This is a genomic window from Gilliamella sp. HK2 (assembly GCF_001690265.1).
Classification (GTDB): Bacteria; Pseudomonadota; Gammaproteobacteria; order Enterobacterales; family Orbaceae; genus Gilliamella; species Gilliamella apicola_C.
Genome location: NZ_LZGV01000101.1, coordinates 1 through 13096, shown reverse-complemented (window position 1 = coordinate 13096; position 13096 = coordinate 1). Strand labels below are relative to the sequence as shown.

General features: G+C 36.3%; 11 protein-coding genes and 1 pseudogene. 5 read left to right on the top strand and 7 right to left on the bottom strand.

Translation table 11 applies throughout. The annotated features are described in order from the left end of the window. Positions 1-1518 (top strand): hypothetical protein (locus tag A9G45_RS14510; RefSeq protein WP_176701590.1); only part of this gene is annotated, 1518 nt, incomplete at its 5' end. 270 nt (positions 1519-1788) lie between these two features. Here A9G45_RS14510 and serA read toward each other — a convergent pair. Then, complete coding sequence (gene serA / locus A9G45_RS12440) at positions 1789-3030, bottom strand: phosphoglycerate dehydrogenase (protein ID WP_065566210.1); 1242 nt, start codon at positions 3028-3030, stop codon at positions 1789-1791. 81 nt (positions 3031-3111) lie between these two features. Then, positions 3112-3768 carry a ribose-5-phosphate isomerase RpiA gene (rpiA, locus tag A9G45_RS12435; RefSeq protein WP_065566209.1) on the bottom strand — a complete coding sequence of 219 codons (657 nt, stop codon included), beginning with the start codon at positions 3766-3768 and terminating at the stop codon, positions 3112-3114. A 208-nt stretch (positions 3769-3976) separates the two neighbouring features. On the opposite strand from rpiA, the gene A9G45_RS12430 reads away from it, so the two are divergent. The 4 genes from A9G45_RS12430 to A9G45_RS12415 all read left to right on the top strand — a co-directional run bounded on the left by A9G45_RS12430 (position 3977) and on the right by A9G45_RS12415 (position 7086). After that, positions 3977-4870: a LysR family transcriptional regulator ArgP gene (locus A9G45_RS12430; protein ID WP_065566208.1), complete on the top strand. Its 894-nt coding sequence runs from the start codon at positions 3977-3979 to the stop codon at positions 4868-4870. Between the two features lie 108 nt (positions 4871-4978). Next, a complete protein-coding gene (gene hemE, locus A9G45_RS12425) occupies positions 4979-6049 on the top strand; it encodes a uroporphyrinogen decarboxylase (protein WP_065566207.1) in 1071 nt (356 codons plus the stop codon). Then, positions 6046-6639, top strand: coding sequence for a YjaG family protein (locus tag A9G45_RS12420; RefSeq protein ID WP_065566206.1), 594 nt, complete (start codon positions 6046-6048; stop codon positions 6637-6639). Before hemE ends, A9G45_RS12420 begins: the two co-directional genes overlap by 4 nt. A gap of 174 nt (positions 6640-6813) precedes the next feature. Beyond that, positions 6814-7086 (top strand): HU family DNA-binding protein, encoded by a 273-nt coding sequence (locus A9G45_RS12415; RefSeq protein WP_065566205.1) that lies wholly within the window; start codon positions 6814-6816, stop codon positions 7084-7086. Positions 7087-7300: 214 nt separating this feature from the next. Here the strand turns inward: A9G45_RS12415 and ybaK are convergent, their stop codons facing one another. The 5 genes and pseudogenes from ybaK to A9G45_RS14790 form a co-directional block, all read right to left on the bottom strand. Continuing rightward, entirely contained in the window at positions 7301-7795 is a 495-nt protein-coding gene (ybaK, locus tag A9G45_RS12410; RefSeq protein WP_065566204.1) for a Cys-tRNA(Pro) deacylase, read from the bottom strand. Between the two features lie 104 nt (positions 7796-7899). Next, entirely contained in the window at positions 7900-8712 is an 813-nt protein-coding gene (locus A9G45_RS12405) for a hypothetical protein (RefSeq protein WP_065566203.1), read from the bottom strand. Between the two features lie 73 nt (positions 8713-8785). Beyond that, positions 8786-10858, bottom strand: a complete 2073-nt coding sequence (gene glyS, locus A9G45_RS12400; RefSeq protein WP_065566202.1) for a glycine--tRNA ligase subunit beta — start codon at positions 10856-10858, stop codon at positions 8786-8788. A gap of 10 nt (positions 10859-10868) precedes the next feature. Further along, a complete protein-coding gene (gene glyQ, locus A9G45_RS12395) occupies positions 10869-11801 on the bottom strand; it encodes a glycine--tRNA ligase subunit alpha (RefSeq protein ID WP_065566201.1) in 933 nt (310 codons plus the stop codon). 1055 nt (positions 11802-12856) lie between these two features. Then, a pseudogene (locus tag A9G45_RS14790) lies at positions 12857-13096 on the bottom strand (integrase core domain-containing protein); the annotation flags it as partial.

Sequence of the window (13096 nt, the reverse complement as noted above, 5' to 3'; positions counted from 1 at the left end):
GCATTATCAGCAACAACCTCTAATGTGATACAAGGCAGTGCTCCTTATTTAAGCTTGGATAATGGTGTAACGAAAATAATGAGTGAAGAAGGCTTGCTCAGCATTAAATTACCTGATGGTAGCCTGTATATTGCTCCAGGTGAAAATAGCGAATTATATCCTAATGCCAAAGTTGATAATTCAAGCTACACAAATCCTATAGCATTACCTAGCGAAGTAAAAACATTTGCTGATATTCAAACATTTGTACCATTAACAGATAATACACATTACCCAAGTATTGAGCTAAGTAACTTAATCGGCGAGCCACATAATTATTGGGGCGATGCTGATGGAGATGGTAATGCCAGTGCGACAGGTAAGCTAAAAGTCAAATGGTTAGACGCTGATGATAAAGATATTACTGCCGAAATTAAAGCTAACCCTAATAGATTATTAAACGGCTGTGATGCACCTTACCAACTCACTATGACGGCAACTAATGGTACATTATCAACAGAGTATGGTTTGCCACAAACCAGTACTTTTAATGAGATTAGTCATACTTATTATTTGGGCACTAAGTCAGATATACCGACAAGCTGTTATGCAATGCCTAATAATGCATTGGATGGTGAATTTTATCCTGAAATGGACGGTCCTAATTGGATACAAGGTTTGGGATTTAAAGTTCACCAAGTCGATAGGTCTATTGAGAACTTTCCAACGACTGGGGCAAATGGGTTACACTTCTTTTTAGTGTTAGTGGGCATAACGCCAGAACAAGTTATTGCCGCAAATGGTACAACTATTAGAGCAGCAAGTGGTCATGGTGTAACCTTATCTCTTTCTTTCTCTAAGGTGAATTGGCAGCCTTGGAATATAAAACCCAGGCCGATAGATTTTAAAAAAGGTTTAAAAATAAAGTTAAATGGGCCAACTCGTGATTCAATAGATAAGCGTTTTTCGCCATCGGTGTTTAACATTTATGCTGATAGTAGTCATACCCGTTTACTTTATAGCTTTAAAATAGCGCGTTGGTATATAAATAATCCTCCCTCATCTGTAGATACAAACGGCCAACTAGTCTATGAAGGAGTGACATATGAAGAAGCTACAAGGTTTTGTCAAGAGTTAGGTAGTGGCTATCGTGTCCCTGGTGCGAATGATTTGACAAATTCTAATGACCCATACGTGGGTTGGACCGATGGTATACCAGAGCTTGAATATGGCTTTTATCAACGACGTTTAAGTTTTAAGCGTGGAGCTCGTTGGATAGGAGGATTACTTAATGAATGGGGGCGTTTTGTTAGTGAATACAACCCTAATGATGAATATGAAGATGAAGATGAAGATGAAGATTATTATCGTCGTGGCACATATGATATTACTTGGGCAAGCTCTAGTGGTGTAAGAGATCTTTGGACGAGTAGTCAGACGGAACCTGGGTCTTATTTGGCGGTTGATACAGTTTCAGGAGCATTAGGTATGTATGATAGGTTAGATCCCCTTGCGTTAGCTGCATGCGTATCCCCTTAAGCTTATTGCCACTACTCGTTGTTAAACGGCGAGTAGTGAATTGTGCAAACTAATTGGGTGAAATAGGCAAACAGCAAAAAACGGGCATAACGGATAATTTGATCATGCTAAGTAATTATCGCCTTTTAGTGCATTATGCTTTAAACCCTTTTTATAAAGTAACATGACTAATCAATAGAACTTAATTAGGATATTAGTGCTCTTTGTTTTTATTGATATCTAATTTATTAGCCGCCTAAAGAAAGATAGGCGGCATTGAGTGCATTTAAATTAAAACAGCAACCTTGCGCGAATAGTGCCTGAGACATTTTTTAGTTTATCAAGCAATTCCTCGGCTTTATCGGGATTGACTCTATCAATATCAATCACAACATAACCAATTTTGGCATCGGTTTGTAAATATTGTGCCGAGATATTAAGCCCTTGTTCAGCAAATAAGGTATTAATCGCGGTTAATACGCCTGGTTGATTACGGTGAATATTAATAAAGCGACTTGCTCCTTTAGCTGGAATAGGCAACGATGCTTCGGGAAAGTTAACCGCAGAAAGTGTTGCACCTGTATTAGAGTATTTTGCGAGTTTAGTGGCGACTTCAATGCCAATATTTTCTTGCGCTTCACTGGTTGAACCGCCAATATGAGGGGTGATAATGACATTGTCAAATTGGCACAATGGCGATTCAAATGGATCGTTGTTGCTAGCCGGTTCTGTTGGAAAGACATCAATTGCTGCACCACTAATTTTATCGGTTTGTAGTGCATGAGTTAATGCATCAAGGTCAATGACTTTACCGCGTGAAGCATTAATTAAAATAGCACCTTGTTTCATGGCGTCTATTTCGCTATCGCTTATCATTTTTATCGTTGTTGAATTTTCGGGTACATGCATTGAAACGATATCGCTTATCGCTAACAGCTCTTTCATTGATGACACTTGTTTAGCGTTGCCTAACGGTAATTTGGTTTCAATATCGTAAAAATAAACATTCATTCCTAACGATTCAGCTAGAATACTTAATTGGCTACCAATGTGTCCATAACCAATAATACCTAAATTCTTACCACGAGCCTCGTGTGAACCAGTAGCTATTTTATTCCATTTACCTCGGTGAGCTTTTGCATTGGCTTCGGGCACTCGGCGCAGTAGCAATACCGCTTCAGCTAAGACTAGCTCGGCAACAGATCGTGTATTAGAAAATGGTGCATTAAATACAGGAATCCCTTTCACCGTTGCCGCATCAAGATCAACCTGATTAGTGCCAATACAAAAGCAACCAATGCCAGCAAGTTTGGGGGCGGCATCAATAATATCTTTGGTTAATTGAGTTCTTGAGCGGATCCCAATAAAACGAGCATCTTTTAATGCCTGCTTAAGTTCTTCGGGCGATAATGCACTTTTATGGTACTCAATATTGGTAAAACCTGCCGATTTTAATATTTCTATGGCACTAGGATGAATACCCTCAAGTAATAAAAATTTGTTTTCATCTTTGGTTGACGTTTGAATAGTCATTATTTCCTCTCATTGCTTTCAGAATATAAATTGAGCCTTATAGTGATATAAAAGCAATAAATTTGATTATGATAAGCAAATTTATTTTAGCTCTTTTACTCCCGAACGTGTTCCTATAAGCGCAATATTTGCCCCTTTGTTGGCAAATAACCCAACCGTTACCACGCCAGCAATACTATTTATTCGATTTTCTAATTCTATGGGGTTGGCAATGATAAGGTCATGAACGTCTAAAATAACATTACCATTATCCGTTATGACGCCTTGGCGATAAATTGGTTTACCACCTAGTTTAAATAATTCACGAGCAACATAAGAGCGAGCCATTGGGATCACTTCAATGGGTAACGGGAATTTACCTAATACATCAACAACTTTTGATTCATCGGCAATACAAATAAATTGTTTGGCAATGGCTGAAACCACTTTTTCACGTGTTAAAGCAGCGCCTCCACCTTTAATCATTTGTAACTGGTGATTGATTTCATCAGCACCATCAACATAGATATCCAAACTATCCACTTCATTACAATCAAGCACAGTAATGCCATAGCTCTTTAATTTTTGTGTCGATGCTTCAGAGCTTGATACAGCACCTTTGATCTGATCTTTTATTGTAGCTAATGCATCAATAAAGTGGGATGCTGTCGAACCGGTTCCCACACCAACATAAGAATCAGGTTTAATAAATTTCAATGCTGACCAGCCTACGGCTTTTTTTAATTCGTCTTGTGTCATGGTATCACCTATTTTTGAGGATACTTTTTCTTAAAAAAATAAAATTTTAAAAGCAAAATTATTGAAGATATGGCATAGTACCCAATTGGAAAGTAAAAATCATTAGGATTTTAAGAAAATATATCAATGTTTGATATGTTTAAAACTTATTGCGATGTTAAAGTAGCTTGAATATTCAAGCAGTGATCAAATCATTAGTAAAGAGATTATGAAGCGTCCAGATTATAGAGCATTACAAGCATTAGATGCAGTGATAAAAGAACGAGGATTTGAGCGAGCAGCTGATAAGCTGTGTATTACACAACCCGCAGTATCGCAACGCATTAAGCAGTTAGAAAGCTTTTTTGGTCAACAACTATTAGTGAGAACCATTCCGCCAAAAGCAACCAAACAAGGCGAGCATCTTTTGGGGTTACTACACCAAGTTGAATTATTAGAACAACAATGGCTAGGTGATAATGAACAAAATACTACACCATTGTCATTGTCGATTGCGATTAATGCTGACTCTTTAGCAACATGGCTTTTACCAGCGTTAAAGCCTGTTTTAGATAAAAATATTTTACGTTTCGATATTCAGGTAAAAGATGAAGAGCATACTTTAGAACTGCTACGCTTAGGCACAGTCGTTGGTGCAATTAGTATTCAAGCTAACCCTTTACCAGGATGTTTGTCTGATTTATTAGGTGCATTAGACTATATTTTTGTTGCCTCTCCTGATTTTGCTAAAAAGTACTTTCCAAATGGTGTCACGCGATCGTCTTTACTTAAAGCGCCAGCGGTTGCATTCGACCATTTAGATGATATGCATCAGGCTTTTTTACAAGAAAATTTTAACCTTACCCCAGGTAGTGTGGTGTGTCATATCACCAGTTCATCTGAGGCGTTTGTGCAATTAGCTAAACAAGGCTCTGCGTGCTGTATGCTACCAAAGTTACAGATTGAACAAGAGCTGAAGAATGGTGAATTGGTTAATTTAACAGAAGGGCTATATCAAAGGCGTATGCTATATTGGCATCGTTTTGCACCTGAAAGCAGTGTCATGCAAAATATTTCTGAAACGTTGATTTGTTATGCAAAAAATACATTATCACAACCTTAGCTTCAAATCACAAATAAATAATAGTTAAGTGAGATGATGTTATATTAAAACGCTGCTTACCTAAAACTTCTTTGACAAAATAAACACTTGATTTAAAGAGCTGAAGATATGAGCCAATTAAAAAACGATCGTTATTTGCGTGCATTGCAATGTTTACCTGTTGATTACACCCCTATTTGGATGATGCGTCAAGCTGGACGCTATCTGCCAGAGTATCGTCAGTTAAGAGCAAAAGTGGGCGATTTTATGACTATGTGCCAAACACCTGAATTAGCTTGTGAAGTGACGCTACAGCCATTAAAACGCTTTGATCTTGATGCTGCTATTATTTTTTCTGATATTTTGACCATTCCTGACGCTATGGGGCTGGGTTTGCACTTTGAAGCGGGTGAAGGTCCTAAATTTGCTAAAACAATATCCTGTTTATCTGATATTGAGCAATTGCCGATCCCTGATCCTGAGCAATCGCTTAAGTATGTAATGGATGCGATTCGTTTAACCAAAAAAGAGCTTAATGGTAAGGTTCCATTAATTGGCTTTTCGGGTAGCCCATGGACATTAGCAACTTACATGGTAGAAGGCGGCAGTAGTAAAGCTTTTACTAAAATTAAACGCTTACTTTATAGCAAACCTAAAGTATTACATTTGCTGCTCGAAAAGCTCGCTGAAAGCGTCGCTTTGTATTTAAACGCCCAAATCGAAGCTGGGGCACAATCGATAATGATATTTGATACGTGGGGTGGTGTATTGAGCCATCAGAGCTATCAAACGTTTTCGCTGCATTATATGCAACTTATCTTATCAAAATTAAAACGAGGCATTAAAACTGACGATATCAGCTCATATGTTCCTGTTACGCTTTTTACAAAAGGGGGAGGGCTGTGGTTAGATAGTATTGCCAACACAGGTTGTGATGCGATTGGTGTTGATTGGAGCGTTAATTTGCGCGATATTCACCAAAAAGGAAAAATTGCTATACAAGGTAATTTGGATCCGTCAGTCCTCTATGCTAGCAAATTAATAATCGAGTCTAATGTTGATGCCGTTCTAAAAGAATTTGGTGCTTATAATGGGCATATTTTTAATTTAGGTCACGGTATTCATCAAGATATTCCTGTAGAACATGTGCAGTATTTGATTGATGCTGTGCATCAACGGTCCCAAAAGGTTTTGTCATGATTAAAAATCCAGTCCAATTAAGATTAGCAAAGTTAGCCCCTTGGCAGCAACGTTTGTTTATGATTTGTTTATGTGAACGTATGTACCCGAATTTGGTTTTTTATTGTCAACAACAACATACCGAAGAAGTCGCTAAAAGTTACAAAAAAATACTGGATTTAGTCTGGGAGTCACTATTAGTTGAAGAGGCAAAAATCAATTTTGATTTACAACTTGAAAAATTAGAAGCTATCATTCCAACGGTAACAGATGACAGTCCTTATATGATTTACCCAGCTATCGATGCTTGTCAGGCGCTTGGTGAGGTTTTACACTCTTATTTGAGTGGTGAAATGGCTGATCATACCGCTAAAGTAAGTAGCATATCGGCAACCACCATTGCTGAATTTGAAATGACTAAAACTAATGTTAATCTTTCACCAGATGCGCAACAAACTTTACCTAGTGTGATTGATGAATTTGATTTACAGTGGGAGATATTACGATTATTACGTGATGAAAATAATGAGATGATTGAGTTGATAAAAGGCTTAAAAGATGAAATTCGAGCATCTGGAGCAAGTAATATTGGTGTTTTTTTGTGCGGTTAAGCGGTTTAAAGTGTAATTTTTTTATTTTTTATTAAATTTTTCTTTAATATTAGATGAATATAGACTACATTTAACCGCAATGTAATCTAAACACTGTTTACAGTAGCGAAGCTAAATTTTAGCTTTGTTTATAATGTTAACTTTAACAATAAAATAATATGTAAGGATATATCCATGAATAAAACAGAACTTGTCGACGCTATTGCTAGCAAAGCTGATATTACTAAAGTAGCTGCTAAAACAGCATTGGAAGCTACGTTAGCTGCTATTACTGAATCATTAAAAGCAGGTGAGCCAGTTCAATTAGTTGGTTTCGGTACATTCAAAGTCAACGAGCGTAAAGCACGTACTGGTCGTAACCCGAAAACAGGTAAAGAAATTAAAATTGAAGCAAGCAAAGTGCCTGCATTTGTATCAGGTAAAAGTTTAAAAGAAGCAATCAAATAAGTTTGCTGCCTTTCTGTCGATTTTATTGATGGGAGTTGTTTTAAGGTCATGAGCATATTCTCATGACCTTGTCGCTTTAATTTGTTATTTCATTATTTTTGTATCAATTAAAAAAATAAAATACGCATATCAAAGAACGTCGATTATTTTCATTTTCTGCTTCATCATCATCTCAGCGAATCTACCCTATAAATCTTATTAAATATGAATGTGATCAATTATGTTTAATAGTGATATCAGTCAATTGGGCTTGCAATATATCAGCTAGATCTTGAGGTGCAATTTCAATTTCTAACCCTCTTCTACCGCCTGATATAAACATGGTTTTGTGTTGGTTGGCGCTACTGTCAATGAGTGTAAAAAGTTGTTGTTTTTGACCTAATGGGCTAATTCCACCCACCAAATACCCCGTTACTTTTTGGGCTAAATTAGCATCGGCTAAATCTATTTTTTTACAGTTTAGCCTCTGTGCCACTTTTTTTAAATCTAAATGCTCATTAACAGGTAATACGCACACCGCTAATGTTTTATTATTACCATTTAAATTGACAATCAGCGTTTTAAATATTTGTGATGCGGTGATATTTAAACTGGGATCGAGTTTATCAACCGCTTCTTGCCCATAGTTGGTTTGATTTGGATCGTGCTTATATTGATGGATATTAAATTTGATTTTTAACTTTTTAAGTAAATTAATAGCGGGGGTCATAATTGTTATCCAAATGGTTCTTCATTATAACAAATATAATACACAGCGAATTGATATAGCAAGTGAGTTTCCCCACCAATTTAAATTGGTGGGGATGAGAATGATTAAACGATCAGATTATTAGTTTCTTGCTGATCATCTTTTGTTGGAAAGTTTGAGTTAGCATCATTAGTTGCTAACCAATAAAGACGATAGAAAAAGCTCGTCAGGAAGATATCAAAAAACATAGAACAGAACGTACAGATAATATTAACTACGATATTGTTTTCATCGATTATCATAGACAATAGAGTAATAATCATTAAACATGCGATATTAGTTAATAGCATAAGACAAGAAGGTCGCCATTGTGTTTTTGTCAGTTGACAACTTAACGAAAATAACTCAGGGAAACTTTTTTGTTTAGATTCTGCCAATAATCCCAAAAAGAAGTTAGTAAAAATATAGAAAAGTACAGAGGAAATAATTAGCGTTATAAAAATTAATGAAATAATCAAATATTTGGGAAGTAGTAAATTTAAAATTATAAAGATTAAAAATAAAAATAATCCTATAACAACCAAGTGAAAAATTATTACAAAGTAAAACGCAATAATTTTTAATAGATTTTCTAATGCTCTAGGCAGTAATAATCTGGGGTTAAGTTTATCACTTACATAAAGGTTATAAATTGTTGCAATACTAATTGATTTTATAGTACTAGGGATTGTAAATGCTATAATAATAACTGATACATAGCTAGCGATATCTCCTGATAAATATAACTGTGTATCCATTTCTGGTTTGTAAAGGTAGTAACTTATAACTGAGCACATTAATGCTAGTAATAGACTTACAAACGTAATTGGTATAATACGATTACGAAAAAAATTGCATGTTTGTATAAAAACTAAAGAAAAAGGGATTTGTTTTTGCATTTCTATATAAGTTCCTTATAGGTGGTAACCGATTTAGTTACCACTATTATTTTTAAATGATTCAATTCGAAAATTAAGCTTGCAATAATGAAATATCAGCGACTTTTAAGAATAGGTTTTGTAGCTTTTTCAACAGTGCTAATCGATTAAGTTTAATTTTTTCATCGTCAACCATAACCATGACTGAATCAAAAAATGCGTTTACAGTGTCTTTTAGCGACGATAGTTCAACTAAAGCCTCTTGATAACGACCTTGGTTAAAATAAGGCGCAAGTTTATCGGTTAAAATTGCCAATTTTTTAGCTAATTCTCCTTCGGCTCCCGCTTCTAGTAATGCTGCATTGATTTGTTCTGGAATCGCAATATTTGTTTTTGATAAGATATTTGACACCCGTTTATTCGCTTCCGCTAATGACGAAGCTTCAGGCAACGTTCTAAAGTGAGTCACTGCTTTAACGCGCGCATCAAAATCAGCTGGCTTAGTTGGATTAAGAGCTAGAACTGATTGGATAGTATCAATAGCAAAGCCTTGTTCTTGATACCAAGCTCGAAAACGACCTTGCATAAAATTAACAATATCTTCAACTACATTTTTATTATTTAGCTTATCGCCATATAACGATGTGGCATAATTTGCTAATTCAACAAGATCTAACGGCAATGCCTTCTCAACAATGATGCGTAATATTCCAATAGCCGCTCTGCGCAAGGCAAAAGGATCTTTGTCTCCTTTAGGATGCTGACCAATGCCAAAAATACCCGCTAAGGTATCCATTTTTTCAGCAATAGAAACCGCACAAGCAACCGTAGTACTTGGTAACTCATCACCAGCAAAACGTGGTTTATATTGTTCTTCAATTGCAGTTGCTACTTCAATATTTTCGCCGTCTTTAAGCGCTAAATAGCGCCCCATAATACCTTGTGTTTCAGGAAATTCGAAAACAGTATTGGTTACTAAATCGCATTTAGTTAACTTACCTGCTCGTTTCGCTTGTTCAATATTTGCGCCAATTTTTTCAGCAATAAAGCCGGATAGTAGCTCAATGCGAATTGATTTCTCTTTAACTGTTCCAAGCTGTTGTTGGAATAAGACTGTTTCAAGGCGAGGTAAGCGATCTTCTAAACGCTGTTTTAAATCGGTTTGGTAAAAGAATTCAGCATCAGCAAGGCGTGGGCGAACTACTTTTTCGTTCCCGGAAATGACCACTTGTGGATCTTTGGATTCAATGTTAGCGACAAAAATAAAGTTTGGTAATAATTTGCCTTGTTTATCATAAACAGGGAAGTATTTTTGATCGCCTTTCATGGTGTAAACCAGTGATTCAGCAGGTACTTCTAAAAAACGTTCTTCAAATTTAGCCGTTAATACAACAGGCCATTCAACTAAAGATGAGACTTCTTCAAGCAAGCTGTCTGTTAAGTCGGCTTTACCATTAAGTTTAGCAGCTTCGCTTTCTGCTTGTTGTTTAATAATTGCTTTTCGTTTGTCATAATCAGCAATCACTTTGCCTCGTTGTTCTAAAATGTCGGGATATTGATCGGCATTATCGATAGTGAACTCTTGTTCCCCCATAAAACGATGACCACGAATAATTCGGTTTGATTCAATATCTAAAATTGTACCTGCTACAATCTCATCCCCATAAAGCATTGTGACAGTATGGCAGGGGCGAATAAATTCAACTTGGCGAGCTGCCCAGCGCATTGGTTTAGGAATAGGTAACTTGCTTAGTGCTGTTTTAACCATATCGCATAATAAATTAACCACAAGTTGGCCTTGTTGATGTTGAGTATAAGAAAGCCATTCGCCTTTATCGGTTTGTATTCGCTCGGCTTGGTCAACTGTAATTCCACAACCTCGGGCCCAGCCTTCGGCCGCTTTAGTTGGTTTGCCATTAGTATCAAATGCAGCACTCACTGCAGGACCGCGTTTAACAATTTGGCTATCGGGCTGAGTATCATTCAGATTAATAACTTTTAATGCTAAACGGCGAGGGGATGCATACCACAGTACTTCTCCATGCTCTAAATTCGCATTATCAAGTTGTTGTATAAAATTAGCCGCAAAGCTTTCTGCTAATGTGCGCAGTGATTTTGGTGGTAACTCTTCGGTACCAATTTCCACTAAAAATGTTTTTTGCATAATCTTTTAAATCCTACTTTGATGCGTTTTGCTTAGCGTGTGAATTTTGGCACATAGGAAATCCGAGTGCTTCACGTGATGCGTAATAGGCTTCTGCCACCATTTTAGTTAATGTTCTAATGCGTAAAATATAACGTTGACGTTCAGTAACTGAAATCGCTTTACGTGCGTCAAGTAAATTAAAACAGTGAGCTGCTTTTAATATACGTTCATAAGCAGGTAGTGGCAGAGGTTTTTCTAGCTCAAGTAAATACTTTGCTTCTTTTTCGTGTTGTTCAAAACAATAAAATAAAAACTCAACATTAGCATATTCAAAATTATAAGTGGATTGCTCTACTTCATTTTGATGGAACACATCACCATAAGTGGTTTTTCCAAAAGCGCCATCACTCCAAACTAAATCATAAACGCTATCCACACCTTGGATATACATCGCTAAGCGCTCAAGCCCGTAAGTGATTTCACCTGTAACTGGTTTACATTCAAGACCACCAACTTGTTGAAAGTAAGTAAATTGGGTTACTTCCATACCGTTTAACCAAACTTCCCAACCTAGCCCCCATGCACCAAGCGTTGGGTTTTCCCAGTTATCTTCCACAAAACGGATATCATTAATAGTTGGATCGAGCCCTAGCTCTTTTAATGAACCTAAATAAAGCTCTTGAATATTATCTGGAGATGGTTTTAAGATAACTTGAAATTGGTAATAATGTTGTAACCTATTTGGGTTTTCACCATAGCGACCATCAGTTGGCCTACGTGATGGCTGAACATAAGCTGCATTTATCGGTTCTGGGCCTAATGCACGTAAACAGGTCATAGGGTGAGAAGTCCCCGCACCCACTTCCATATCTAAAGGCTGAATCACTGTACAGCCTTGATTCGCCCAGTAATCTTGTAACGTAAGAATTAACCCCTGAAAGGTTTTGACATTAAACTTTTGCATGATGTTATCTTTATGGTTGAATTGATATTTCGACTATTTAAATAGTGCTATAGTTTATACTTTTTATCAATACTTGTGAAATGCCTAATTTTATTCTATTTGATATTGTTGTGGCCTAATACGTCAAGGCATCCAATTAGATGGCAAACTAACCTCATCAAAATGAAGTAAACAAGGACAACAAGTTGGTAAAAATTTACAGCAGAATTTAAACGTGATAATGCTTCACTGGTGGTTGAGCAAGGGGCACAGTACAAGAATTCAGTAGAGCAATGGAGGTTAGCCAAACAGCAATATGCCGTTGAGCAACAAAACTAAAGTCAGAGTTTGATGGTTATACCTAGATCAAAAAAACACTAGCTCACGAACAAAAAGTGATTCAAGCAATGGAAAAAGATAAAGCGACTTGAACAGGAGACAAAAAGCTAACAAAGGTTCTAGCTTTCTTAATGTCAGGCAAATATAAAATTAGGCGTTGGCCCATCAGTTAAGTGAGTAATGCTTTAAATAAGGGCTGTGTATTATGCGTTGTCTTGAACTGCATCTTATTCGTCGTTTATGCCAGAAAAAATAAGACGACCGAGCAGGTGATGTGTTGAAGCCATCTTCACACAAAATAGAGGCTTAGCATGACATTGAACGATAACTATAAAACTAAACCAGCAAGATATCAAGATTGGTTGATATAAAGTGAGACAATGAAAGAAACTAAATTAACAGCGTGGCAGAATTAATATGGATAAATCGAACTACTGTCTATGATTCTAGGTTAGGTTTAGTCCAATTGCGTAAATCTTTAACAAACAAAACTTCATCACTTAATGAATCAATCCAATTATCCAAACGTTAAGTTGTTGTTGAAATAATTGTATAAGTTCTTGTATAGAAAAATATTGATAAGTGTTATAAAAATTTTATTATAAAGCGCTAATCGATTCTACTATAGCTAGATATCTGTAATTCGGGTGTTTTTCCTACCAGCGTATTATCATTCCAATATTTAACTAACTTTAGCTGTAAATACCCCAAACTTAGTACACAACTCACGTAGAAAATCATGCTGCTTGTTTTAGTGTTTTATACTCAATCGGTGTCATGTTATTTAATGCCTCATGCGGTCTTTCGGTGTTATAAATCGTTAACCATTCTTCAGTTATTCTCCTTGCTTACGCTAAGTTGTTAAAAAGATATAAATCGAGTACTTCAGTACGATAGGTACGATTAAATCGTTCAATATAGCCATTTTGATAAGGGCTACCGGGCTGGATATAATCAATGGTTATACCATGTAATTT